Annotated in this window: 16 protein-coding genes; 12 read left to right on the top strand and 4 right to left on the bottom strand. The window is 60.6% G+C overall.

Annotation, left to right across the window (positions count from 1 at the left end; genetic code table 11):
• Positions 1 to 15 precede the first annotated feature (15 nt).
• Entirely contained in the window at positions 16 to 924 is a 909-nt protein-coding gene (locus tag ACOOHD_RS14545; protein ID WP_420458606.1) for a nucleotidyltransferase family protein, read from the top strand.
• Here ACOOHD_RS14545 and ACOOHD_RS14540 read toward each other — a convergent pair.
• Both ACOOHD_RS14540 and ACOOHD_RS14535 read right to left on the bottom strand, forming a co-directional pair.
• Complete coding sequence (locus tag ACOOHD_RS14540; RefSeq protein WP_420458605.1) at positions 916 to 1743, bottom strand: sulfurtransferase; 828 nt, start codon at positions 1741 to 1743, stop codon at positions 916 to 918. The two genes, ACOOHD_RS14545 and ACOOHD_RS14540, sit on opposite strands and share 9 nt — an antisense overlap.
• Positions 1744 to 1760: 17 nt before the next feature.
• The gene (locus tag ACOOHD_RS14535; protein ID WP_420458604.1) at positions 1761 to 2432 is read right to left on the bottom strand and encodes a hypothetical protein; all 672 of its coding nucleotides are present in this window, start codon (positions 2430 to 2432) and stop codon (positions 1761 to 1763) included.
• Positions 2433 to 2653: 221 nt separating this feature from the next.
• Here ACOOHD_RS14535 and ACOOHD_RS14530 point away from each other — a divergent pair, with 221 nt between their 5' ends.
• The 4 genes from ACOOHD_RS14530 to ACOOHD_RS14515 all read left to right on the top strand — a co-directional run bounded on the left by ACOOHD_RS14530 (position 2654) and on the right by ACOOHD_RS14515 (position 7955).
• The gene (locus ACOOHD_RS14530) at positions 2654 to 2827 is read left to right on the top strand and encodes a hypothetical protein (protein WP_420458603.1); all 174 of its coding nucleotides are present in this window, start codon (positions 2654 to 2656) and stop codon (positions 2825 to 2827) included.
• 4 nt (positions 2828 to 2831) lie between these two features.
• A complete protein-coding gene (locus ACOOHD_RS14525; RefSeq protein ID WP_420458602.1) occupies positions 2832 to 3131 on the top strand; it encodes a PIN domain-containing protein in 300 nt (99 codons plus the stop codon).
• A 120-nt stretch (positions 3132 to 3251) separates the two neighbouring features.
• Complete coding sequence (locus ACOOHD_RS14520) at positions 3252 to 6563, top strand: WD40/YVTN/BNR-like repeat-containing protein (RefSeq protein ID WP_420458601.1); 3312 nt, start codon at positions 3252 to 3254, stop codon at positions 6561 to 6563.
• A gap of 171 nt (positions 6564 to 6734) precedes the next feature.
• Positions 6735 to 7955 (top strand): MFS transporter, encoded by a 1221-nt coding sequence (locus tag ACOOHD_RS14515; RefSeq protein WP_420458600.1) that lies wholly within the window; start codon positions 6735 to 6737, stop codon positions 7953 to 7955.
• A 132-nt stretch (positions 7956 to 8087) separates the two neighbouring features.
• On the opposite strand, the gene ACOOHD_RS14510 is transcribed toward ACOOHD_RS14515, so the two are convergent.
• Both ACOOHD_RS14510 and ACOOHD_RS14505 read right to left on the bottom strand, forming a co-directional pair.
• A complete protein-coding gene (locus ACOOHD_RS14510) occupies positions 8088 to 8828 on the bottom strand; it encodes a hypothetical protein (protein ID WP_420458599.1) in 741 nt (246 codons plus the stop codon).
• Positions 8828 to 9922: a Fic family protein gene (locus ACOOHD_RS14505; protein ID WP_420458598.1), complete on the bottom strand. Its 1095-nt coding sequence runs from the start codon at positions 9920 to 9922 to the stop codon at positions 8828 to 8830. The genes ACOOHD_RS14510 and ACOOHD_RS14505 overlap by 1 nt, the downstream gene beginning before the upstream one ends.
• Before the next feature lie 345 nt (positions 9923 to 10267).
• On the opposite strand from ACOOHD_RS14505, the gene ACOOHD_RS14500 reads away from it, so the two are divergent.
• The 7 genes from ACOOHD_RS14500 (at position 10268) to ACOOHD_RS14470 (ending at position 25800) form a co-directional block, all read left to right on the top strand.
• A complete protein-coding gene (locus tag ACOOHD_RS14500) occupies positions 10268 to 11797 on the top strand; it encodes a M20/M25/M40 family metallo-hydrolase (protein WP_420458597.1) in 1530 nt (509 codons plus the stop codon).
• Positions 11798 to 11938: 141 nt separating this feature from the next.
• A complete protein-coding gene (locus ACOOHD_RS14495; RefSeq protein ID WP_420458596.1) occupies positions 11939 to 14992 on the top strand; it encodes a SusC/RagA family TonB-linked outer membrane protein in 3054 nt (1017 codons plus the stop codon).
• Positions 14993 to 15004: 12 nt separating this feature from the next.
• Positions 15005 to 16609, top strand: a complete 1605-nt coding sequence (locus tag ACOOHD_RS14490) for a RagB/SusD family nutrient uptake outer membrane protein (RefSeq protein ID WP_420458595.1) — start codon at positions 15005 to 15007, stop codon at positions 16607 to 16609.
• Positions 16610 to 16796: 187 nt separating this feature from the next.
• Positions 16797 to 18605: a glucoamylase family protein gene (locus tag ACOOHD_RS14485; protein ID WP_420458594.1), complete on the top strand. Its 1809-nt coding sequence runs from the start codon at positions 16797 to 16799 to the stop codon at positions 18603 to 18605.
• A 16-nt stretch (positions 18606 to 18621) separates the two neighbouring features.
• On the top strand, positions 18622 to 21342 hold the full coding sequence (locus tag ACOOHD_RS14480; RefSeq protein WP_420458593.1) for a T9SS type A sorting domain-containing protein: 2721 nt from the start codon (positions 18622 to 18624) through the stop codon (positions 21340 to 21342).
• A 3-nt stretch (positions 21343 to 21345) separates the two neighbouring features.
• Positions 21346 to 22731 carry a glucoamylase family protein gene (locus tag ACOOHD_RS14475; protein WP_420458592.1) on the top strand — a complete coding sequence of 462 codons (1386 nt, stop codon included), beginning with the start codon at positions 21346 to 21348 and terminating at the stop codon, positions 22729 to 22731.
• Positions 22732 to 22806: 75 nt separating this feature from the next.
• Entirely contained in the window at positions 22807 to 25800 is a 2994-nt protein-coding gene (locus ACOOHD_RS14470; RefSeq protein ID WP_420458591.1) for a SusC/RagA family TonB-linked outer membrane protein, read from the top strand.
• Positions 25801 to 25816: the final 16 nt, after the last annotated feature.

The following is a 25816-nucleotide window of genomic DNA, read 5'->3' as shown; positions in this document are numbered from 1 at the left end:
AAGAAAAACCCACACATGGCAAATAAACCCACCTTAGTCATCCTCGCCGCGGGGATGGGCAGCCGCTATGGCGGCCTCAAGCAGATCGACGGCGTCGGCCCTAGCGAAGAGGGCATCATCGAATACAGCATCTACGACGCGATCCGCGCCGGCTTCGGCAAGGTCGTGTTCGTGATCCGCAAGGACATCGAGGAGGCCTTCCGCGAGAAGTTCGACGGCAAGTTCGGCGACAAGATTGAGGTCGCCTACGCCTTCCAGGGCATGGACAGTTACGTGCCCTCCGACGTCGACCACTCTAAGCGCGAAAAACCCTGGGGCACCACCCACGCTATGCTCGTGGCCAAGGAGGTGACCAAGGAACCCTTCGCCGTCATCAATGCCGATGATTACTACGGTATTGAGGCCTTTGAAAAGATGGCCTCCTTCCTGGTCGCTGAGGCCGACGAGGAGACCTTTGCTATGGTAGGTTACATCCTGCACCGCACCCTCTCCGACCACGGCCACGTCAACCGCGGCGTCACCGTCGTAGCCGAAGACTACCTGCTCACGGATGTAGAGGAACGACTTAAGATCCAGCGTGGCGACGACAACAAGGTGCGCTACCTCGGCGAGGACGGCCACCAGTACGAGCTGGACGACGAATCGGTCGTATCCATGAATTTCTGGGGTTTTCACCCCTCCATCTTCGACCGTATCCAGAAAGGCTTCGAGCGCTTCGCCCGCGAGAATAAGGACAACCCCCGCGCTGAGTACCTCATTCCGGAACTCGTCGATGGCATGATTAAGGACGGCAGCGCCAGGGTCAAGGTGCTCGTCAGCGAAGACAAGTGGTACGGCGTCACCTACCAGGAGGACAAGCCCAAGGTACAGGAGGCCTTCGCCATGCTGGTCGCCGAAAATACCTACCCGAGTCCCCTATTCTAGGTCGATCAGGTACTCACTCCAGCTGCCCGCATACAGGGCCGGCATCTCACCGAAGGCATAGTAATAGGCCAGAATATTATGACAGGCCGTCACGCCCGAGCCGCAGTAGAAGACATTCTGCTGCGGCTTTTCCTTGAGGTCCCGGAAGCGCTCGCGCAGTTCCTCCTTCGATTTGAAGGTGCGGCCCCCGTCCAGGTTATCCGGCCACGGCAGGTTGATGGCCCCCTCGATGTGGCCGGCTACGGGGTCGAGCGTTTCGTTCTCGCCGCGGTAGCGGTCGGCGGTGCGGGAGTCAACGAGCACCTGGTTGGGATCGGTTCGTAGAGCTTCAATTTGGGCGCGTTCGCGGGTGCAAATCTCCTCGGGCGTGGCAACCAGGTAGGGAGCCGGGGCCGGCGTGGCTACTTCTTTACCGGCCGCGGTGGCCTGTCCGGCGATGACCCAGAAGGGGTAGCCCCCGTCGAGCACGGCGACCTTGTCGTGGCCGATGGCCTTGAGCAGCCACCAGGCGCGGGCGGCGATACCGCCGCCCTTGTCGTCGTAGGCCACGACGGGGCGGTCGGGGGTGAGGCCCAGGGCGGTCATGCGTTCGGCGAAGGTGCCGAGGTCAGGCAGGGGGTGGCGGCCGGTCTTGCCGGGGATGATCTCTCCCGAAAGGTCGTCGTTGAGGTGCAGGTAGTGGGCACCGGGGATATGGCTGGTGAGGTATTCCTGGCGGCCCTGCTCCGGGTCGGCGAGGTCGAAGCGGCAGTCGAGCAGGAGGGGCTGATCGGGAAGGAGCTCGGCGAGTTCCTGGACGGAGAGAAGGGGGGTGGTCATGGGGGGAAGGTAACGAGTCAAGGTCTAAGCAGGCGACCCAGCGCCAGACAGTGTGCCCACACCATCAGTGGTGCCACCAGTGCCGGTAGCCAGATGAACGGAAAGTAGAAGATGGCCAGCGTCGGCTGCTCGAAACCGTACTGCTGGTAGGGGGAAGGCGCAGAGAGTACGGCCCGGCTGACGGTCCAGCCTAGAGAAACCATACCTACAAAGTTCCACACGATAGCGTAGGTAGGAGATAACCAGCCCTGACGGAATACCAAAAGACCGACGAGGGGACCGGTTATGCCAGCGAGTAGGTCTATATTTTGTCCTGTGTAGGTGACAACTTCGGCGACTAGGCCGGCGGTGAATAAGCCGTGCAGGAATACCACCTCTACCAGGATACGTATGCCATGGAAGTAATGAATGTGCGTGAGGTTCAGGTCTGCTCGCAGTGTTTTACCGAGCGAACTGAAGCCAGTCGCTAGTGCCAGTACCAGCATCGGCCCCATGACCAGGGCCAGTCGCGGTGGCAGCGTATCGGTCACTCCGTAGAATCCACGGTACGCAAGTACACCGTGCACCGCCAACCAGAAAACGAACCCTATCCCCACCACGGCCCGGCTGCCGGTAAGCCGGTAGAACCACCAGGCGGTCAGGAGGGTCAGGGCGATGAAGCCGTAGGTGAGTGATGGGGGTGGGTGCACAGCGTTGGATAGCCAGATAGAGTTGTTGCGTGTTAAGCGACAGGAAACTTCCTATTTTTGCTTTGCGTTTGAAGGTCAGTAATACAGTTAGCAGTTAGCAGATGACATTGGAGAGTAAGAAAATTAGCATGGCGCAGTGGATCCTATCGATCTCTGAGGAAGAACTGCTCGAAAAGGTGTTTGCCTCGATCGACCAAGTAAGGCATGAGTAAGCCGATCCGATGATTACTCTACCAGAATTTAGCACCTACGCTACCATGCAACAGCGTAAGTTTGATTTGGAACAATTGAAAGTGGAGCAGCACATCCGCCCCTTCGAGCCGGGTGAACTGGAAAAACTGATCGAGCAGGCTGATATTGAAGAAGACTTAGACACTCTTCTGGCGGGACTGTGATAGAATGAATTATGTTCTCGACACGAATATCATACTCTTCTATCTTAAAAGTGAGGCCACGAAGTCATGGATAGAAGCAGAGTATCAGCCATTTGCTGCCGATAATAACGCTATTGTTTCCATTATCACCATTGGTGAGCTTAGAGCGCTGGCTGCAAAGAATGATTGGGGAGCAAGACGACTTTCGACGGTAGAACAAATTCTCAGCCGTATGGTGGTCATGGAGGAAGGTACGGTCTTCCCCGGAGGGAAGCCCTTCCCAGCAAGGTCTGGAGCGCCTGTGGCGCGTAGGGCCTTGCGGTAATGTGAGGGACCCCAGCGCAGCCAGAGGCTGCATTTTGCTGCCGCTGCCGGAGGCAGCATTGTACTGACAACTCCCCGGCTTCTCCCCCCCACCGTATCTTGCCCCCCTTACCCCCGAGGCATGATCCGACACTACGTACTCCTCCTAGCCCTTCTTTGCACCTGCGGCCCCGCCCTTCTGCACGCACAAGAGACACTTAGTAAAGACCACTGGAAGGCCCTGGCACCCCGCTCCATCGGACCGGCCGGTATGGCGGGGCGTGTGACGGGCATCGACGTGCACCCCCTGGACAAGGATAAGATATACGTAGGCACGGCCTCGGGCGGACTGTGGCTGAGCGACAATGCCGGCACCAGCTTCCGTCCGTTGTTTGATGACCAAAAGTACCTCTCGATCGGGGCGGTGGCGGTAAGTGATGCCAACCCTAACATCGTCTGGGCCGGTACCGGAGAGGGTAACCCCCGTAACTCGGCCAACTACGGTGGCGGCATCTACAAGAGCCTCGACGGCGGCAAGAGCTGGGAGATGATGGGCCTCGAAAATACTAAGGCCATCTACCGCATCCACCCCCACCCGACCGACCCGAATACCGTCTACGTCGGCGCCCTCGGCAATATGTGGGCCCCCAATCCCGAACGCGGCGTGTACCGCACCACCGACGGCGGCAAGAGCTGGGATAAGGTGCTCTACATCGACGAAGGCACCGGCATCGCCGAACTCGTCATGGACCCCACCAACCCCAATAAACTGATCGCGGCGACCTGGACCTTCGACCGCGACCCCGACTACTTTAACTCCGGCGGGCCCGGCTCCGGCATCTGGGTAACTACCGACGGAGGCGACAACTGGACACGCCGCACCGCCAAGGACGGACTACCTAAGGGAAACCTTGGCCGCATCGGACTGGCCATCGCCGCGGGCCAACCCGAGATCGTCTACGCCCTGGTCGAAGAGACCGGCGAGAACGGACTCTACAAAAGCACCGACGGCGGCCAGACCTTCAGCCTGGTGACCAAAGAAAACGTCGGCGACCGCCCCTTCTACTACGCCGAGATCTACGTAGACCCGCAGAACGAGAACCGCGTGTTCCACATCGCCACCTACATCAGCAAATCGGAGGATGGCGGTAAGACCTTCACCGAGATCGCCAATTACGGTAACAACGTGCACCCCGACAATCATGCGTTCTGGATCGATAAGGACGACCCCGACTACATCATCGAAGGCAACGACGGGGGCCTCAACATCAGTCACGACGGCGGGGATACCTGGCGCTTCGTGGAGAACCTACCCGTGGGGCAGTTTTATCACGTAGCCTACGACATGAGCTACCCCTACCTGGTGGGCGGCGGGATGCAGGACAACGGCAGCTGGGTCGGCCCCAGCCAGGGACTCAAGAGCGGCGGCATCACCGACGCCGACTGGCAGGAGGTCTTCTTCGGCGACGGCTTCGACATGATCTTCAAGCCCGACCAGCCTGAGGTGGTCTACGCGGCCAGTCAGGGCGGCTACCTCGGCACCGTGCACCGGCCTACGGGTAAGACGACCTTCATCCGGCCCGTGCACCCCGAGGGGGAGTTCCTGCGCTTCAACTGGAATGCACCGATCGCCCAGTCGCCCACCGACGCCAACACCATCTACATGGGTAGCCAGTACGTGCACAAGACCACGGACGCGGGCATGAACTGGGAGATCATCAGCCCCGACCTCACCACCAACGACACCAGTCTACAGCGCAGCGACCGCAGCGGCGGCCTCACCATCGACGCCACCCAGGCCGAGAATCACACCACCCTGCTCACCATCGTGCCGGAGGTGCGGGAGTACGCCCTCGGCGATAGCGTCCTCTGGGTGGGCAGTGACGACGGCCGCCTACACGTGACCCGCAACGGCGGCGGCAGCTGGACCGACCTGACCGCCCGGCTCACCGGCATGACCCCCGGCAGCTGGATCGGCTACATCGAGTCATCACCGATCAATCTGGGCGAGGCCTTCGTGGTCGTCAACGATTATCGGCGTGGCGATACCCGTCCGATGGTCTATCATACCACTGATTACGGCGGCAGCTTCACTCAGATCGTCGACGAGAATAAAGTCAGCGGCCACGCCCAGGCCCTCGTGCAGGACCCGGTACAGGAAAACCTGCTTTTTCTCGGCACCGACCAGGGCCTCTGGTATAGCCTCGACTACGGCGACAGCTGGACGCGCTTCGATGCCGACTACCCCCACGTCTCGACCATCGACCTCAAGATCCACCCCCGCGAGCACGACCTGATCGTGGGTACCTTCGGGCGGGCGATCTATATTATGGATGATATCCGTCCGTTCCGTGAACTAGCCAAACGGGGCCCGGAGATGCTGCAGGATAGCTTCGCTGTCTTCCCCGCCCCGGATGCTTACCAGTGGGAGTACCGCTCCTACCAGGGCACCCGCTTTTATGCGCAGGGGCAGTTTCAGGGAGAGGACCGTCCCTACGGCGCGCTGCTCACCTACTGGGTACGTCCCGGCGGGCCGGCCGATACAACTACTACCGACCCCGATAGCGTCGACGTGGGCCGGCTCACCAAATTCTCCATGATCGCCCCCGAGATCAAGGAAGACATTCCCGCCCGCGAGACTGGCAGCGCCGAGCAGGCCTACGCCGACCAGGACGAGGAGATCGAAACCATCGCCCCCCCCAAGGAAAAGGTCAAGTTCCAGATCATCGACGTACAGAGCGGCGATACCATTCGCACCTACACCGAAAAGCCACAGTGGGGCATGAACCGCACCAGCTGGAACATGCGCGCAGACGGTATGGAAATGCCCAGTCGCCGCGAGGTCAAAGACGATGCCGACATCCCCAGCGGGATGCCCGTCGTGCCCGGCACCTACCGCGTCGTGATGACCTACGGCAACCACTCCGGCTCCACCACCGTGACCGTCGGTGCCGACCCCCGCCAGGACTACCGGGGCAGCGGTCGCTACGTCCAGCGCGACGCCCTCACCGCCGAGTTGGAAACGGAGATTGCCCGCGTCAAGTCCGCCTTCGACCGCCTCCAGGAGGCCCGCAAGAGTATCCAGCGGGTCGATGGCCTCCTCGGCGATGCCCCCAAGATTACCAAAGACACCCTCACCCAGCGCGGCAAGGACCTCGTCAAGCGTATTGACGAGTTGGAAGCGATCCTGATGGACCCCGAGGATCAGAAGGGCATCCAGCGCAACCCCACCAACCTGCAGTCCAAGCTCTACGGGGCCCGCAGCTACATTAGCCAGATCGAGGGCCGGCCTAGCCAGATGGCGCAGCTGACCCTGGAGCAGTTCCGGGAGGGGGCGGATGACTTCATCGGGCAGGTAGAGGAATTCTTCGCGGATGAGTTTGCTGACTACCGTGCGGAGGTAGATGGAGCGGAATTGGGCTTGTTTCAGGGAGTTAAGGGGTCAGGGGGGTAAGGAGTTAAGGGGTGAGGGGGTTAAGGAGTTAAGGGGTGTCGTCGGAGGTGTTACGTGGACTGCTGAGGGATCTCCGATATTAATTGACAATCCCCCTACGAGCGAAGCGAGCATCCATAATCCTTAACTCCTTTACCCCCTAACTCCTTAACCCCTTGAACCCCCAACCCCGTGAACCCCCGCTACCTCGGCTTCGGCTTCCTCCACTTTTTCTTCTCGGCCGTCGGGCAGACCTTCTTCATCGGCCTCTTCGTAGCCGAGATGACCGCACAGTTCGACTGGGAGGAAAACACCTTCGCCGGCCTATACTCCACGGTGACGCTGGTGGCGGCCTTCCTGCTACCGGTGATCGGGCGGCAGATCGACCGGGGGCGGGTGCGCTACGTGAGTACGGCGGTAGGGCTGGCGCTGCTGGTGGGCGCGGCCCTGCTGGCGTGGTCGCCGAGTTTTGCGCTGGTGGCGGTGGGGCTATTCATCGTGCGCTGCGGCGGGCAGGGGGTGCTGCCGCTGATCGGGAGTACGACGATCGGACGCTACTTCGAGGCGCGGCGGGGGCGGGCGCTGTCGCTATCTTTGCTGGGCCTTTCAGTGGCGGAGGTGGTGCTGCCGCCAGTGGTGACCTACGCGATTCTGGCCTACGGTTTCGGGACGGTGTGGGCCCTGGCGGGCGGGGCGGTGCTGGTGGTCTTTCTACCGGCGGTGTGGCTACTGGTGCGGCGCTACGACGACTTCCAGCGGGCGGATACGGTAGCCAAGGCGCAACTGCAGGCGGGCGGGGCCCCGATAGCTATCGGGGGTGCAACCTCCTGGTCGCGAACGCAGGTGCTACGGGATCGCCGGTTCCAATTGCTCGTCCCGATCTTTTTATTCATCCCGTTCGTATTTACGGGCTTGGTCTTCAATCAGTCCGTCATCGCGGCCGAGCGGGGCTTCAGCGCAGAGCTCATGGCCTACGGACTGAGTGCCTACGGGCTGGTACGGGTGGTGTTTTTACTCTTCGGGGGCGACCTGATCGACCGGCTGGGGCCGGCTACGCTGCTGCGGTTTGCGTTGATGCCGGCGGTGGTGGGGCTGCTGTTGTTACTGTTCGTACCCTACGGCTGGGTGGTGCCGGTCTTTTTCGGCCTGTTTGGGGCCAGCGCCGGTACGGATGCGGTGATGATGCCGGCGCTATGGGCGGAGCGGTACGGGCCGCGCTACCTGGGCAGCATCAAGAGTACGGTGCGACTGTTCGTGGTGGTGAGCTCGGCGGCGGCTCCGATCGTATTCAGCTACGGGTTGCGGTGGGGGGTGGAAGCGTGGCTGGGGGTGTTGGTGGGGTATGGGCTGCTTTGTTTTTTGCTGGCCTGGGTGGAGTATAGTGGGGTGGTGACCCAAAGGACTGATGCGTGATAGGCAGCTCCGCTGCTATAAGGAGTCAACCACAGAGTGCGCAGAGAACACAGAGGTGTTTCTGAAGACGTCTCTGTGTATCTCTGCGCCCTCTGTGGTTCACTATCGAGCAGCGGAGTTGCGCCGAAGCAGTCAGTAGTCCACGCACTTCTCTACGCTATTCTCTCGCAGGTAAGCGATATGCCGGACCAGCAACTTCTTCTGATCCGTGTAATTCCGCCGCTTGAACGCCAGGTAGGCCTCCGGTAGCTCCGCCTCCTCGAAGGTGAAACTGCGGTACTGGTACACGTAGTAGCCCCCACCGTGCTGGATGGCTAGGCGATCGGCGATGCGCTCGTACTTATTCTTGAAGCGTTGACTGGTGACGTAGGCCAGCCCATCACTCGCCAGTTGAGTATTGGAGCGGCTTACGTAGTAGGAGATGTGCCCGAACTCGTGGATGAAGCATCCCACCTGGGCGGAGTAAGATGCGTTACGGAAATCGGCCGGTTTATCGCTGACGTCGTCGACGTAGACGGCGTAGGTCCGACGACTACGGCGCTTGCCCAAGCCGAGGGGGCGGGCGGCCATGGAGGTACGTAGGCGCTTGCGGATGAGGCGGATGTCTACGCCCCGAAGGTTGGGGTAGAAGGAGAGGGCGGCCAGCATCTTATCGCGGTAAGCGGTGGCTTCCAACTGGTCACCGAACTGTGCCTCCAGGGCGGGTAGGGCGGCGGCTACCGTGAGCGAGTCGATGGACTGGCAGCTGTAGCGGTAGTCGGCCAGGGGGTTCTCGTAGGGTACATCGGTAAAGGTGATCGTCTTAGCGCAGCCGGTCAAGCTCAGCAGTAAGATGAGCCAGTAAAGTAGTCCGGTAAGAAACTGAGGGGTCATTAGGTTTGGGGCAGGAGGTAATGGGTGCTGCGGCCGGCGCCGTGCTGGGTGAGGGCGCCGATGGAGGTAAGGTAACGAAGGGCGCGGGCAGCGGTGGCCTGGGCAACGCGGTTGATACGCATGTACTTGCGGGTGGTCATGCCGCCCTGAAAGCCGGCGGGGCCGGTGGCGAACATCTTATCGATGGCTTTGCGGTGGTGGGGGTCAAACCGACTAGCGAACTGTTTAAAGTAGCGCTGTTTTCGCAGGCTAAAGCTTACTAAAGTATTTGCGTATTCAATTGCTTCAATCAAAATCTGACAGTAATAAATTAACCAAGGACTAATATCTAGACTGCTCGACGATTCCCGTAAGGCAGTATAGTATCCCTTTCGGTTCGTTTCAATTGCGTGTGAGATACTGTAGGGGACAAAGGTTCCGAGATGTTGTGAAAGTAGCTTTTCCAAAATGGCACGACCAATTCTCCCGTTGCCGTCCTCAAAGGGGTGGATACTTTCAAAGTATAGATGAGCTACACCTGCTTTCAGAACTGGGTGGACGGTCTTTGCGGTACTAGTATTACAATACCGAACGAAACGCTCCATCTCCACCGGTACAGTGGTTGCTGGAAGGGCTTCGAAGTGAATCTTTTGTTTGTAGCTAGGCCCGCTTACTATACGCATAGGAGAACTACCCCGGCGATAGTCTCCAACGACGTGAAGGGTACGGTCGTAGCCCAGTAATAATTCATGCCAATATTTGAGAGCTGTCTCGGTAAGTGGCCTAACGTAGGTCTCCCGGTTTAGCACAATTTGCTGGCCGATCGCCCTGGCCCTAAAATCTTTCACCTCTATCCCTCCGACCCCTATGTTTAAGTTGTTCATGACCGATGACATGAGATCCTGGCGACTCATGATTTCACCTTCAATGCTCGACGTACTAGCTGCTTCTTCGACTAGACGCTCAAGAAAGTAAGTCCGTGCATCATCTTCTGCCAGCGATGCGATACTAGCTTGAAGCTCTTCTACCGCGGCGACGTAGCCATTGATCTGATCGGTATAATCTTCTCCATTAAAACGAAAATTTGGCCAGTCAGGATACTCCCAATTGTACATGTGACACGATTTTGATCTTAATCAGGTCAAATATAGTAAGATGTGATATGATTAGTATGACTAATCCTGTCATTCAGCACACCGTCGGAGATCTTACGGCTCCCTCCCGCAGTACCGCTAGGTGCTGGCCTCTGTTGTTTACACCGGGCTTAGATTAGGGGCCCCTCCCCCTAATCACGCATCCCCCCGCTGACGCTTTGCCGCCCGCCTCTATGATACCTCAGTGAAACCCTTTGTGTAGGCCGCTAGACCTTTCTGTGGTGAATCCTATCTCACGCTACCTCGGGCCAGAGGCCACTCGACCTTGTACCGTAGCACATATCTTCCTACCTCACTACCATAGCTATGCCCCTATCCCACCTCGTTGCCGTCTTCCTGATCTGTCTAGGCAGCACGTCTATAAATCAAGCCCAACCCCTAGACCAGCCCACCATCACCCGCCTCACCGACGCCGCCCTGCCCGCCGCCCTGGCCCAGCTCACCGACTTCCTCGCCATCCCCAACGACGGCAACTACCCCGAGCAGGTAGAAGCAAACCTAACCTGGTGTCGGAAAACCTTCACCGACATGGGCTACACCGTCACCCGCCTCGAAACCCCCGGTATGCCCCTGCTCTTCGCCGAGCGGCAGATCGACCCGGACCTACCCACTGTACTATTCTACCTACAGATCGACGGACAGCCCGTAGACACCAGCGCCTGGGACCAACCCGACCCCTACCGGGTGGTGTACAAGCGCAGGGAAGTAGATGGCTCCTTTACCACGACCACTGCACCGGCGGCCCCGCCCTACGACCCCGACTTACGCCTGTTCGCCCGCTCCGCTTCCGACTCGAAGGGACCGGCCGTTGCCTTTATGACGGCCCTGGATATCCTGAATGCTGAGGGCATCGAGCCGGCCTATAACGTCAAAGTGATCATGGACTTCCAGGAGGAACTCGGCAGCAACGACCTGCCCGGGGCGGTAGCGGCAAACCGTGACCTATTTGCAGCCGACTTCCTAGTGATCATGGACGGCACCCGCCACGTGTCGAACGAGCCTACACTGACCTTCGGGGCACGCGGTATTGCTACGGTCACCCTGCAGGTGTACGGACCGCGGGATGCGCTGCACAGCGGGCAGTACGGAAACTTCGCGCCGAATCCGGTCTTCGCGGCCGCGAGGTTAATAGCGGCGATGAAGGATGAACAGGGGCGGGTGCTGATTCCGGGTTTCTACAACGGAGTGGAGCTGAGTGAGGCCGACAAGCGGGAAATGAACAAGGTGCCGGAGACACGGGAGGAGATCCGGTTCATGGTGGGTGTAGCCGAGCAGGAGGCGCTAGGGGATACCTACCAGGAGGCACTGCAGTACCCCAGCCTAAACGTACGCGGACTGCGGGCCGGCTGGGTGGGTAAGGAGGTGCGCACGCTGATCCCCGAGGCGGTGACCGTGGAGATCGACATGCGGCTGGTGCCGGAGACGCCGGGGGAGCGGCAGGTGGCATTGCTACGGCAGTTTATCGTGGATCGGGACTGGCACCTTACGGAGGGCGAGCCTACGGAGGAGGAGCGGTTAACCTACCCGAAGCTAATCTCCTTCACCTCCAGTCTCGGCTCGGTTCCCTTCCGGACGGATCTGGACACGCCCATCGACCACTGGCTCACGGCGGCCGTCACCCGGGCCCTGGGGAAGGAACCGGTGCGGATGCGCACGACGGGGGGCTCGCAGCCGATGGGCCCGTTCGTGAATCTGTTGGGGCTACCGGCCGTGTCGCTACGGATTCCGAACCCGGATAACAGCATCCACGCACCGAACGAAAACCTGCGGCTCGGGAACTTTCGGGAGGGGGTGATGGAGTGTGTGGGGGTGCTGACTACTGAGATCGTGAAGTGATGATCGCGGAGGCTCCGCTGCTTGGGGCGAAGTTTTTCATCACTTCCTTGCTGTTCTGGTGGTAAGTGACATATATTGCTCGTGTAAAACGATTTAGCTAGTATATTTCGAGCGTTTCCTTCTAACCCAAATCATACATTGATGGACATTTCTACGAGACTTCCCGCGGGAAGGCCCTTGCTGGTACTGCTGTGCCTGCTGCTCGCCCTCGGCCTTCAGGCGCAACGCACCGTGACCGGGCAGGTAAGTGACGCGCTGAGTAGCGAAACCCTCATCGGGGCGACCGTAAAAGTCAAGGACGGTACGACGGGTACCGTTACGGATATCGACGGCAACTATAGCATCACCTTACCCGAGGGGGAGCAAACGCTACTGTTCTCCTCTATCGGTTACGGCACCCAGGAGATCGAGGTGGGCGACCAGTCGGTGATCAACGTAGAGATGAGCTCCGACATCGAGTCGCTCTCGGAGGTGGTCGTAGTGGGTTACGGTACGCAGCGTAAGTCGGACGTAACCGGAGCCATCGGTGTAGTAGGTTCTGAGGAGCTACTAAGAGCACCCGTTACCAATGCCATCCAGGGGCTACAGGGTAAAGTGGCCGGCGTGAACGTATTCCTGAACTCCGGCTCGCCGACGGGTAGTCCCCGGGTGCTGATCCGCGGCCTGGGCACCATCAACTCCAGCTCGGCCCCGCTGTACGTGGTCGACGGGGTGGTGATGGAAGACATCCAGTTTCTCAATCCCAACGACATCAAGAGTATCGAGGTGCTAAAGGATGCCTCGGCTACCGCTATTTACGGTTCGCGGGGGGCTAACGGAGTAATTCTGGTGACGAGTAGGCGCGGGCCCAACGCCGAGGGCATCACGGTGGGCTACGATGGCTACGTGTCGGTCGGTACGCTGCGCAAAAAAATGGACCTGCTCAACGCCGAAGAATGGCTCGAGGTCGTGCGCACCGGCATGGAAAATACTCCGAAGTACCGTCCCGGTACCGAGCCGGTCTTCACCACCGACGATCCTAATCTCTTTGATGAGAATGGCAACCCGCTCTACGATACCGACTGGCAGGAGGAGGCTACGCGCACCGCCATCAGCCACAGCCACCAACTGTCGATCCAGCAGCGGACCGGCAACTCCTCCTACGGCGTATTTCTGAACTACACCGCTACCCAGGGCATCATGCTTAACAACTACCTCGACCGGCTCTACGGCAAGGTGGCCTACGAAGGCAACCCCAAGGACTGGCTGACCTTCGGCTTCAACGTGCTGGCCAACGTGACGAAGGAGAACAGTTTTGAGGAGGGCGGAGGCGGCCAGTCGCCCCGGCGCACTATGATCGAGATGCCCCCCATCTTTCCGGTTCGTTTCCCAGATGGTACCTATTCCAACAGCCAGATGATCTCCGATGCCTACAACCTGGAGGCGATGGCCAACCCGGTCCACGTGCTAGAGACCCAGGATCGGCTGGCTAAGCGCACCCAGTTGTTCGGTAACGCCTACCTGGTCTTTCACCTGGCCGACGGACTCGATTTGCGCACCCAGTTTGGTTTTGACAAACAGGACCGGTTGTTCCAGAATTATTCGCCGCCGGACCTGGTCAATATCTCTTCTCCACTAGGCTCCGCCAGTCAGGACCTCAACCGCTTCACCTACTGGCAACAGGAGAACTACCTGAGCTACAACAAGCAGTTCGGTCCCCACAGCATCAATGCCGTAGCGGGCCTGAGTTGGCAGCAGCGGCAGGCGGACGGCTTCGGCATCGGCGTACAGGGCTTTGCGGATGACTTCTTCCGATTTAACCGCTTACAGGCCGCCAGTCAGCCCGGGGCACCGAGCTCCTTCTACGACGATTGGACGATGAACTCCTACTTTCTGCGGGGCGGCTATTCCTTCAACGACCGCTACCTGCTCACGGTGACCGGCCGCATCGATGGCTCCTCCCGCTTCGGCGAGAACAATAAGTACGGGGTCTTCCCCTCCGTAGGTGTGGGCTGGGTAGTGTCTAACGAGGACTTCCTGGCGAATAACCCGGTGATCAGTGCACTCAAGCTACGGTCGAGCTATGGCGTCACGGGTAATACGGAGATCGCGGCCTACCAGTCGCTGGCCACCCTCTCCTCTGGTACTACCCTTCTGAATGGCCAGCGGGTTACGAACACCGTCATCAACCGCCTGGGCAATCCCGACCTACAGTGGGAAAAGACGCAGCAATTCGATGTGGGCTTCAACCTGGCGCTGTTCAACTACCGGGTCAACCTGGAGATGGACTACTACTACAAGCTGACCACTGACCTGCTGCTGGGTCGCCCGATCCCGCAGTCGACCGGTTTCGGAAGCATTCTGGACAACATCGGTGAGGTATCCAACCGTGGGGTTGAGGTCCTGCTCAACACCCAGAACGTGACTGGGCCCACCTTCAACTGGAGCTCCACGCTCAACTTCAGCTACAATAAGAACCGCATTGAAAAACTCGGGGAAAACGACGAGGACATCTTTCCCGGTCCCTACTGGGTAAGCGGCAGCCAGACCATCCTGCGGGTGGGCGAGTCCCTGAGTTCCTTCTGGGGCTACCGCCGCCTCGGTACCTGGGGCACTGACGAGGTCGAGGAGGCCTCGGAGGTTGGCGCCGTACCCGGAGAAGCCAAACGCTCCGAGGAGCAGACCATCATCGGTAAGGGACTGCCCAACTGGAACGGCAGTTTCATCAACAACTTCAGCTACGGCAACTTCGACCTGACGGTAGACCTGCAGTTCGTGCTCGGCGTAGATATCATGCAACAGTACTACCACTCTACTGAGGACCGCTCCGGCATTGCCAACGGTCTGCGCACCATCCTCACCGAGGGGTGGACGCCCGAGAACCAGAACACCATGGTACAGGAGATCCGCAACCAGGCCTACGCCGGGCAGAACAGCCAGGTCGACGACCACTGGATCGTGGACGGCTCCTACCTGCGCGGCAACGCCTTCACCCTGGGGTACAACCTGCCGGGCCTTAGCGCCGACCGCTTCGGACTGGGCAGTCTGCGGGTGTACGTCTCCGCCCAAAACCTCTTCGTGGCCACGTCGGACGAGTTTCAGGGGCTGGACCCGGAGGCTACCTCCTGGGGCGGCAACCAGTGGGGGCAGAACATCTTCTTCTTCCAGTACCCGCGCCCCCGCACCTTCACCCTCGGCCTTAACGTCAAATTTTAATCCGCGCACCGCATGAACTACCTATCCAACCGCCTCGCGCTCCTACTCCTGACCCTGGTGACCTTCTCCTGTAGCGACTTCCTGGAGGAGGCCCCGCGGGACGAGATCAGTCTCAACCAATTTTTCACCGAGCCCGCCCACGCGGAGAACTCCGTTAACGCCCTCTACCGCGACGGAGCCCCGGCTATGTGGATGAACGGCGGCGTGTACTCCGGTCGCCAGATCATGTACCCCTCCTACCTGACGGGCTTTTTCGACGACGAGTACAAGGGACAAGAGCCCTTCATTCAGTTTGCTCAGCAGCTGACGCTCAACCCCATCAACTCCGATGGCTTCATCAACGGCATCTGGTCGCAGATGTACCGCGAAATTGGCCGGGCCAACAACGCCATCAAGTACACCCCCACCACCCCGGGGCTCTCGCAGGCCGATAGCGACCGACTACTCGGCGAGGCACGCTTTTTCCGGGCCTGGGCGTACTTCTTCCTAGTGCGCTTCTTCGGCGACGTGCCGCTGATCGTGGAGCCTTACGAGTCGCTCGACGACATCTACCGGGCCCGCACGCCCGCCACCGAAGTGTACGCCCAGATCGTGGCCGACCTGGAGTTTGCGGTCAACGACGCCGGTCTGTCGTCCAGCAATATGGTCACCAACGGCTACCGCGTCACCCAGCCGGCGGCCGCCACCTTGCTTGCTGACGTCCAACTGACCCGTAGTGGCTTCCCGGTACAGGAAGACAACTACGCCGCCGCCGCCGCTGCCGCCCGCAAAGTGATCGAGGGGGGGAGCCATTCCCTGGCCGAGAATAGCTACACCGCCTCCGGAGAGGTAGACCTGCAGAACAGCGCCTACAACAAGATCCGCCGCCAGGAGGCCGTGGCCCAGGAGTTCATTTATCCCATCGAGTTCACGATTGGTATCAGCAACTCCGGCTACCCCCAGTACAGCTACCCGGTGACCCTGACGCGGGCGCAGACCAGTGAGGGCAACATCAGCTTCGTGATCAACAACGGAGCCTTCCAGCCCCGCGACGAGTTTATCCGTGGCTACGACGAAGAAGAGGACCTGCGCATCCAGAACCGCCAGTTCTTCCACTTCATGCTCAACGACACGGCCGGTAACACCGTAGAGTTTCCCTACACGCCCTATATCTGGCACGACGACAATGCGGTGTTCTCCACCGGCCAGTCGGAGCTAGAGGTGGCCGCCTACAGCTACCCCGAGGTCCTCCTGATTGCGGCCGAAGCGGTTGCCCGTTCGGAGGGCGTCACCGCCGAGGCCGTCGACTACCTGACCCAGGTACGCAGCCGGGCCTATTACAAGCAGGACGGGGACGAGATCAGCGGCGCGCTGGCCGGTCTCTCCGTGCAGGACTTCGTCGAGGAGGTCTGGAAGGAGCGCTTCCGCGAGCTCGTCTTCAACTTCAAGCTCTGGTTCGACATGCAGCGTACCCGTACCTACCCGCTTACGCAGGAGGGGGGTGAGATCGACTTCGTGCCCTTGGTAGGTCAGCGCAATACCTGGGGGCAGACCTTCGAGGAGCGGCACCTGCTGTTGCCGCTGCCCCAGCAGGAGTTGCAGCGCAATGGGGAGTTGCTCCAGAATACGGGCTACTAGTACAATGCTGCTTCCGGCTACGCTAGGACAAGCGCAAAGCAATAATTCCGAGTTTTTTTTGCCCGCAGGACCTCGTGAAATCGCTACCAAACCCCTACCTTGACTTCCCGTAAGTAGATCAAAAGTGGGTTCAAACAGCAAATTGAAGTGTGTTGTACTTGGCTGGGCACTACTGTGCAGTCTGAGTATGAACTTGACTGCCCAGGCCGGCCCCATCACCGGCCTGGACGCCACCGGTTACGATCACCACGTGGAACTGCGCTGGGAGGCGCCCACCAACCCGGCCGTCAGGAGCGTACGGGTATTCGGGAGCCGGGGGGAGGGAGAATTTGCTCAGTTGGGGACGGGGACGCTGACCGATAATGGCTTCATCGACTTCGTCGGTGACTTCGACGTGACCACTCGCTACTATGTGCGGGCAGTGACCGGCTCAGGCACGCTTGGCGAGGTGTCCGACACGGTGACGGCCACCACCGTGGAGTTTAACGACGAGGAGCTGCTGGATATGGTGCAGGCGTACACCCTGCGCTACTTTTATGACTTCGGGCACCCGGTATCCGGACTGGCGCGCGAGCGGAATACGACAGCCACGGTGACCAGCGGCGGCAGCGGCTTCGGGGTTATGGCGCTGATCGTGGGGGCAGAGCGGGGCTTCATCACGCGGGAGCAGGCACTGGAGCGGACCACCAAGATCGTGGATTTCCTACTTACCGTACCGCGCTTCCAGGGGGCGTTCTCGCACTGGATGAATGGGGCTACCGGGGCGGTGATTCCGTTCAGTCCGCTCGATGATGGGGGCGATCTGGTGGAAACGGCCTTCCTGATCCAGGGGCTGCTGACCGCGCGGCAGTACTTTGCCGGAGACAGTGCGCAGGAGGTTTCCCTACGCGCCAATATCAACGTCATCTGGGAGGCGGTCGACTGGAATTTCTACCGTCAGCAGGATGAAGAAGTGCTGTACTGGCACTGGTCGCCGACAAATGAATTTGCCATCGACCTGCCGCTGCGCGGCTTTAACGAGGCGCAGATCGTCTATATCCTGGGTGCGGCCGCGCCCGACTCCACCAAGCGGATACCGGCCTCGGTCTACCACACCGGCTGGGCGGGTGAGGACTATACGACCGACAATAGCTACTACGGCATTCCCCTGATCGTTGGGCGGGGGAAGGGTGGCCCACTGTTTTTCACCCACTACAGCTACCTGGGCTTCGACCCGCGAAACAGGCGAGACGCCTACGCCAACTACTTCGAGCGCAATACCAACCAGACGCTCATCAATTACGCGCACTGCGTCGAGAACCCCTACAACCACGCCGGCTACGGGCCTGAAGCCTGGGGGCTCACGGCCAGCGACGACCCGGACGGTTACCTGGCTCACGCCCCCGACAACGCCCGGACGGACAACGGTACCCTGACGCCCACCGCCGCCCTGAGCAGCATCGTCTACACGCCCGACAAAAGCCTGGCCGCCCTCAAGCACTTTTACCGTGACCTAGGAGACAAGCTCTGGGGTCGCTACGGCTTCTACGATGCCTACAACGAGGACCGCGACTGGTATGCCGATAGCTACCTGGCCATCGACCAGGGCCCCATTGTGGCCATGATCGAGAATTACCGCAGCGGGCTGCTGTGGGAGCTGTTCATGTCCAGTCCCGAGATCGGCCCGGCCCTGGACGCGATCGGTTTCGTGGAAGATTCTTTGTCTACGGCCGTGATTTCGCCACCGGATTTCCTGGTCCGGGCCCCCGAAATATTTCCCAACCCGGCTACCGAACACGCTAGCCTTTCGGTGGATTTACCCAGTGCTCAGACCCTGGCCGTCGACCTGCTCGACGTACAGGGTCGGCACCTGGCCCGGCTACTACCCGCTACGGAGTTTGCGCGCGGAGCGCATTCGATTCCGTTGCACCTGTGGCCCCGCCCCTCACCCGCACTTTACTATATCCGCCTGACCAACGAGGAGACGACGCACTCCCTGCCCTTACTAATTCACTAAGTTAAATATCCTGATCATGCACCGACTACTACTACTCCTTTTCCTCTGCTTTACCGGACTCGGCTACGCCCAGACGATCGTGCTGGAAGACTTTGAGGGGGACTCCGACATCACCTGGGAGGCCATCAACGGGACGTATAATGGCGTTGTGGCCAACCCTGAGGATAGCACCGGCGCCAACTCCAGCGCCAACGTGGGCTCCTACACTAAGAGTGAGGAGAATGCCTACAGCCTCTTCGTAGGCAACTTCGCCGACTCGCTGGACCTATCGACCAATAACCGCTTTACGATCCAGGTAAATGCCGGGGCGGCAACGTCGTTCATCATGAAGTTAGAGGGCGCGGGTACTGCGGCGGTAGAAATGACCAAAAATATCGCCACGCCCAACGTCTGGCGTACCTATACTTTTGACTTCAGCAGCGCGACTACAGCATTTCGGGCCGGACGGGTAATCCTATTCTTCGACCCCGGGGTGGAGGCCAGTGCCGATACCTACCTGTTCGATAACCTGACGGTGCGCCCCGCCGGTCCCTGTGCGGGAACGGTAGCAGACGCTACCGTGATCGACGACTTCGAGTGCCAGCGCAATGCCACCTACGGGGCAGGTTTCGATAGTCTGATGGTGATCGCTAATCCGGATAAGAGTGGCATCAATACGAGCGATAGCGTGGGGCAGTATACGGACGAAAACGGGGCCTTCGCCGCCCTGGTCGTCGATTATAATGCGCCGATCGACCTAAGTACGAATAATCAGGTCTGCGTAAAGGTATGGGCTCCGGTAGCCGGCAACCTCACCATCAAGCTGGAGGGCGGTGCGCAGGGTACCGACGTAGAGCGGGGCACGCAGCTCACCGAGACCGGGCAGTGGGTGGAGGTGTGCCAGCGCTTCGACGATGTGGCGGGGAACGGCTATACCCGCATTGCTATTTTCTTCAACTTTGGCGTAGACGGCACCGCCGGCGATGTCTACTACATCGACGATATCACCATCACACCCTCGCCACCGCAGGAGGCCATCGAGGACTTCGAGGACGGTGCGCGGCTTGACTGGGGGCCGGCCAACGACAATGCCGCCCTCAACGGCACTTTCACGGTGATCGCCAACCCCGATACGGAGGGCAACGAGAGTGAGAACGTCGGCTCCTACGTGCGCGGCACGGCCAACTTTGCCACCCTCACCGCCGCCCTGCCCGACGGCCTCGACCTGAGCGGCAACCCCCAGCTCAACCTGGACGTGTGGGCCCCCGAGGCTAATACCGTGGTGACCCTGCAGCTGACTAGTGCTACCGTAGCCGGCCCCATCATCGCCACGGCCACCGTGACCGAGGCGATGAGCTGGCAGACGCTGAGCTTCAATTTCGCCGACTTCGCTGCCGTGACCGACTTCGACCGCATTAACCTACGCTTCGCCCCCGAAACCACCGGCACGGGTACCTACTACTTCGACAACCTGATTCAGGGGCAGGGCACCGTGGAGGCCTGCCTAGACGTGGAGCCCGACCCGAGTATCCTGGATGACTTCGAGTGCCAGCGCAATGTGCCCTATACTATTGGCAGTGAGTTTCTGAGCGTAGTTGACAATCCCGCCGGCGGGCAGGGCTCTCCTAATCCGAGCAGCCGCGTAGGAGCCTTCCGCGACCAACCCGGAGCGTTCAATGCCCTAGTCATTGACCTCGACTCCGCGGGGCTGGACCTGAGCCTGCGCAACCAGTTTTCGGCTACGGTCTGGGCCCCTGCTGAGGGCCGACTCCTCTTCAAGCTAGAGGGCGGTACGGGCGACGATGTGGAGCGCTACGTAGACATCGACACCACCAACGCCTGGTCGACCTACACAGCCGACTTCAGCGAGGCGGCCGACGGCGACTACTCCCGCCTGGTGCTCTTCTTCGGTGCCGGCGAGAACAACACGGCCGAGGCCACTTACTACATCGACAATATCCGCCTGACGCGGGCGGCCTATGCGAGCTCATGTATCGCTAACTTCGAGAACGAGGACTTCACGGTCGACAACTGGAGCTACTTTGTCAACGGCTCGCTCACTGACGCTGACTTTATGATCGTCGACAACCCCGACACCACCGGCATCAATACCAGTGCCCGGGTGGGCGTCTTTGAGGAAGCCGCTGATGGGGAAGAGACCTACGCCGGTCTGGCCGCTACCCTAGAGGCCCCCGTAGCCCTACCTACCGATAATAAGGTAGTCACTATGAAGGTGTGGATGCCGGTAGCCACTACCGTGGTCTTCAAACTCGAGCAGGGGGATGCGGAGCCCGCCCAGACCGGTGACATCGTAGCCGACTACACTACTCCCAATGAGTGGCAGGAACTCACCTTCAATATGAGTGAAACGCCCGACGGCGCGCGCTACAACCGCATCACGATCATTATGAATAACCAGGAGATACCGGCCACCGACCAGACCTACTACTTCGACGACATCGCCGTAGGTGGGGGCGACTGCAGCAACATCACCAGCCTCTTTGAGCCCATCACCGTGGAGGGGCTACGGGTATACCCCAACCCCATCACCGACCGGCTTACCATCGAAAATCCCCTAGGTGCCACCCGCTTTACCCTGACGAACATGCTCGGCCAGCAGCTGCAGCAGCTCAACGTCAGTGGGGCGCGTACGCAGGTGCAGTGGGAGTTGAGCGAGCTCCCAACCGGCACCTACCTCCTTACCGCTCAGGACCGGAGCGGGCAGTTGGTGGCCCGGTCGATGGTGGTAAAACGGTAAGCCATGCGACTGCTAGGCGCGCTACTTGTCGCTCTTTGCTACGCCTGCTCCGCCCCCCCCCGGGCCACAGCAGAGCAGGGCAGCGGACGGGCGGCACCCACCCCCTTCAGTCAGGATGAGCTCCAGCACCGCACTTTCGACTACTTCTGGGAGACGGCCCTGCCCGGCAACTACCAGATCCCCGACCGCTGGCCCACCAGGCGCTTCAGCAGCATCGCCGCTACCGGCTTCGGGCTCACGGCCTACTTGGTGGGGGCGGAGCGCGGCTACGTAACCCGCGAGCAGGCCGCCGAGCGTACGCTGCTGACCCTGGAAAAACTCTGGAGCCTGCCGCAGGGGCCGGAAATGACGGACGTGGCCGGCTACCGGGGGCTGTTTTACCACTTCCTGACCAACGACGAGGCGCTGCGCTTCAAAGACGTGGAGCTCTCCACCATCGATACGGGACTGCTGATGGCCGGCGTACTCTCCGCCCAGAGTTACTTCGACGGGGATACGGAGCAGGAGCGGCGCATCCGCGAGCTCGCCGACCAGCTGTACCGCCGCGCGGAGTGGGACTGGACGCTCAACGACGAGGGCCGCATGAGTATGGGCTGGCGGCCCGACCGCAAGTTCATCCCCGCCCAGTGGAAGGGCTACAACGAGGCCATGATCCTGCTCGTACTTGGAATGGGCTCACCCACCCACCCGCTACCGGACGACGCCTGGGAGCGCTGGACCGATGGCTACGAGTGGGCCGAGTTTCAGGGCTTCGATCACCTGAACTTCTCCCCGCTCTTCGGCCACCAGTACAGTCAGATGTACATCGACTTTCGCGGTATCCAGGATGCCTACATGCGCGAGCACGGTAGTGACTACTTCGAGAACAGCCGCAAGGCCACCCTGGCCAATCGCGCCTACTGCATCGAGAACCCCGCCGGATTCGTCGGCTACGGCCCCGAACAGTGGGGGCTCACGGCCTGCGATGGACCGGGTCGACTCGATACGACCTACAACGGACGGGAGGTCACCTTCTTCAGTTACCGCGCCCGGGGGGCATCGGCCCGCCACATCATCGACGACGGGACGATCGCGCCGACCGCAGCAGGCGGCTCCGTGCCCTTCGCTCCCGAAGAGTGCCTGGCCGCCCTGGAGCACATGTGGACCACCCAGTACGATAGCCTGGTCGGTCCCTACGGCTTCCGCGACGCCTTCAATCCGACCTACACCTTCGACCCCGACCGTCCGGCGGGCTGGTACGACGTGGACTACCTCGGCATCGACCAGGGGCCGATCCTGATTCAGCTCGAAAACCACCGCACGGGGCTGATCTGGGAGCTGATGCGCAAGAACCCCTACATCCGCCGCGGCCTGGAACGGGCGGGCTTCACCGGCGGCTGGCTGGAATAACCTAAACCGTTGGACGCTTAACCGTTGGACGCTTTAAAAGCGTCCAACGGTTACCTACCACCAAAACCTCTAATCATGCACCGACTACTCTATACCATATTTCCACTACTGCTGACCATCAGCCTCAGCGCCCAGACCACCGTCACCGGCACGGTCACCGACGGCACCGATCCCCTCATCGGCGTCAGCGTACAGGCCCTGGGGACTACCAGCGGTACCATCACGGACTTCGACGGCAGCTACAGTGTATCCGTCCCGCAGGGCAGTGACAGCCTGGTCTTTTCTTACATCGGGTTTCAGCCGCAGCGAGTGGCCATCGGCGGGCGTACGACCATCGACGTGCAGCTCGGCGAATCCACAGAGCTCCTGCAGGAGGTGGTCGTGATCGGCTACGGCGTGCAGCAGAAGGGGGATCTTACCGGAGCGGTAGGCGTAGTGAATTCCGAGCAGATCACGGACATCCCCACCCAGTCGCTGGGTCAATCCCTGCAGGGTAAGGTGGCCGGCCTACAGATCATCCCGACCTCCGGTGCGCCGGGGGCCGATGCCATCTTCCGCATCCGGGGCGTGGGTACGCTCAACAACGCCGATCCGCTCTTCGTGGTCGACGGCATGATCCTCAACGATATCAGCTTTCTTAATCCGCAGGACGTAGCCAGCGTCTCGGTGCTCAAGGACGCCTCCGCCACGGCCATCTACGGGGCTCGGGGGGCCAACGGCGTCATCATCATCACCACCAAGCAGGGGGGCGGGGCCGCAGGTGCCGGCCAACTCGTAGTGAACGCTTACGCCGGTGGCCAGGAGGTCGTACGCAGACTCGACCTGCTCAATGCTACGGAGTACGCCACGCTCATCAACGAGGCAGACGTGAACGAGGGGCGGGCACCCCGCTTTGACAATCCGGAGCAGTACGGGGAGGGGACGGATTGGCAGGACGCGGTGTTTCGTTCAGCACCCATCTATAACGTCCAGCTGGGCTTCAACGGGGGCAGCGACCGCGGCACGTTTAACCTAAGTGCTAACTATTTCCGGCAGGACGGCATCATCCAGGGGTCCACCTTCGACCGCTTCACGACCCGGCTGAACAGCAGCCGCGAGGTGAAGGACTGGCTCACCGTGGGCAATAACCTCACCCTGGTGTACAACACCTCCGACAATGTGCCGGCCGGGTCCATTCTGGGCGCCGCGTACCGGGCCGATCCCATCACGCCGGTGCGGGATTCGGCGGGTAATTTTGGCAACACCGCTACTTTCGGTAGTACGGGTAATCCGGTGGCCACCATCTTTTACAATAACGACGAGAGCGAAAGCTACCGGGCAGTGGGCAACGCCTACGCCGACGTGCGCTTCCTACCGGGCTTCACCTTCCGCACGAGTTTCGGTCTCGATTTTGACTATGACCGCAGCCGTAACTTTACGCCCGTCTTCGAGGTCAGTGCCATCCAGCGCAACGAGGAAAGCGACTTCTCCACCCGTAGTAGTTACCGCCGCAACTGGCTCTGGGAGAATACGGTGAGCTACGTCAATGACTGGGACGTGCACCATTTCGACGGAGTGGTGGGCCTTACCTACCAGGACAACTTCGGAGAGTTCATCAGCGGGGGGCGGCAGCGGATCATCGGCGAGGACCCCTCCTTCTTCTACCTCAATAGCGGCGATCAGACTACGGCCACCAACTCTGGGGGGCCGAGCGGTGGCGACTGGGGGCTAGTCTCCTACCTAGGTCGGGCTAACTACGTCTTTGACGACCGCTACCTGATCACGGTGTCTGGCCGGCTAGACGGCTCTTCCCGCTTCGGGGAGAACTACCAGTACGGCTTTTTTCCGTCCGTAGGATTGGGTTGGAATGTGAGCCAGGAAGATTTCTGGAACGACGGGGGGCTCGTAAGCCGCCTCAAGTTGCGGGCCAGCTGGGGGCAGACCGGTAATGACCGCATCGGTGATTACGCCTACGTGCCGCGGGTAGCCAGCGGGCTAGGGGCCGTGTTCGGGCGCGACCCCGTGCTGCTGCCCGGCTCTACCCTGACCGGGCTGGCCAACCCCGACCTGCGCTGGGAGGAAACTACGCAGACCGACCTGGGGCTGGAGTTAGGGCTACTGGGCAATCGCTTCACCCTGGAGGTGGACGTATACCGTAAGGTCACGGACGGGGTGCTCTTTAACGCTCCCATTCCTGATTACCTCGGTACCGGTGCGCCGGTGCGCAACATCGCCTCTGTGCTGAACCGGGGGCTGGACCTGGCCCTCAACTGGCGCGAGACCCGCAGCAGTGCCTTCTCCTACTCCCTAGGCGGAAACCTCAGTCTGGTGCACAACGAGGTCCTGCGGCTCGACGACGAGGGGGGCGACTTCTTCGCCGGTTCGCTCGGGGTAGGCGGACAGCTCGGTACCAATTCGCGAGCTGGCTTTACGGCCGGCTCCTTCTACGGTTACGAGCTCGACGGGGTGTTCCAGAACGAGGAGGAGCTGGCGCAGTTTCCCCAGCTCGGGACGCAGCAGGTAGGGGACCTACGCTTCCGGGATCAGAACGGCGACGGGGTCATCAATGCCTCCGGTGACCGGGTGGTGCTGGGCTCGGCCATCCCGGATGCAATCCTGGGCATCAACGGATCGGTGGCCTACCGCGGCCTTGAGCTCAGCTTCGACGTGACCGGGCAGTTCGGCAACGAGGTCATCAACGCCAAGCAAATGGCGCGCTTCGGAGCCTACAATTACGACCGTAGCTTCCTGGACCGCTGGACCGGCGAGGGCACGAGTACTACGGAGCCACGCATCACCATCGGTGGACAAAACACCGAGACGCTCTCTACCCGCTTCGTCGAGGACGGCTCCTACCTACGGCTGCGCAACGTGACCCTGGGGTACCGCTTCGGCTCGGCACTGACCGACCGGCTACGCATGCAGTCGCTGCGCGTCTACGTAGCGGGTACCAACCTAGTGACTGCCCAGGAGTACACCGGCTACAACCCAGAGATATACAACGGTTCCGTATTCGACAACGGCATCGACCGGGGTGATACCTATCCTATCGCCCGCACCATCACCGGCGGCATCGACATCACGTTTTAGTCCTAACTCCCTAATC

This window comes from Neolewinella sp., assembly GCF_965214665.1.
Lineage (GTDB): Bacteria > Bacteroidota > Bacteroidia > Chitinophagales > Saprospiraceae > Neolewinella.
Note: the sequence above shows the minus strand (reverse complement) of the source record. Positions and strands in the feature narration are given on the sequence as shown.

Coding starts and splice junctions, on each gene's coding strand:
- ACOOHD_RS14545 (WP_420458606.1), top strand. CDS start 16: ATGGCAAATAAACCCACCTTAGTCATCCTCGCCGCGGGGATGGGCAGC.
- ACOOHD_RS14540 (WP_420458605.1), bottom strand. CDS start 1,743: ATGACCACCCCCCTTCTCTCCGTCCAGGAACTCGCCGAGCTCCTTCCC.
- ACOOHD_RS14530 (WP_420458603.1), top strand. CDS start 2,654: ATGATTACTCTACCAGAATTTAGCACCTACGCTACCATGCAACAGCGT.
- ACOOHD_RS14525 (WP_420458602.1), top strand. CDS start 2,832: ATGAATTATGTTCTCGACACGAATATCATACTCTTCTATCTTAAAAGT.
- ACOOHD_RS14520 (WP_420458601.1), top strand. CDS start 3,252: ATGATCCGACACTACGTACTCCTCCTAGCCCTTCTTTGCACCTGCGGC.
- ACOOHD_RS14510 (WP_420458599.1), bottom strand. CDS start 8,828: ATGACCCCTCAGTTTCTTACCGGACTACTTTACTGGCTCATCTTACTG.
- ACOOHD_RS14505 (WP_420458598.1), bottom strand. CDS start 9,922: ATGTACAATTGGGAGTATCCTGACTGGCCAAATTTTCGTTTTAATGGA.
- ACOOHD_RS14500 (WP_420458597.1), top strand. CDS start 10,268: ATGCCCCTATCCCACCTCGTTGCCGTCTTCCTGATCTGTCTAGGCAGC.
- ACOOHD_RS14495 (WP_420458596.1), top strand. CDS start 11,939: ATGGACATTTCTACGAGACTTCCCGCGGGAAGGCCCTTGCTGGTACTG.
- ACOOHD_RS14490 (WP_420458595.1), top strand. CDS start 15,005: ATGAACTACCTATCCAACCGCCTCGCGCTCCTACTCCTGACCCTGGTG.
- ACOOHD_RS14485 (WP_420458594.1), top strand. CDS start 16,797: ATGAACTTGACTGCCCAGGCCGGCCCCATCACCGGCCTGGACGCCACC.
- ACOOHD_RS14480 (WP_420458593.1), top strand. CDS start 18,622: ATGCACCGACTACTACTACTCCTTTTCCTCTGCTTTACCGGACTCGGC.
- ACOOHD_RS14475 (WP_420458592.1), top strand. CDS start 21,346: ATGCGACTGCTAGGCGCGCTACTTGTCGCTCTTTGCTACGCCTGCTCC.
- ACOOHD_RS14470 (WP_420458591.1), top strand. CDS start 22,807: ATGCACCGACTACTCTATACCATATTTCCACTACTGCTGACCATCAGC.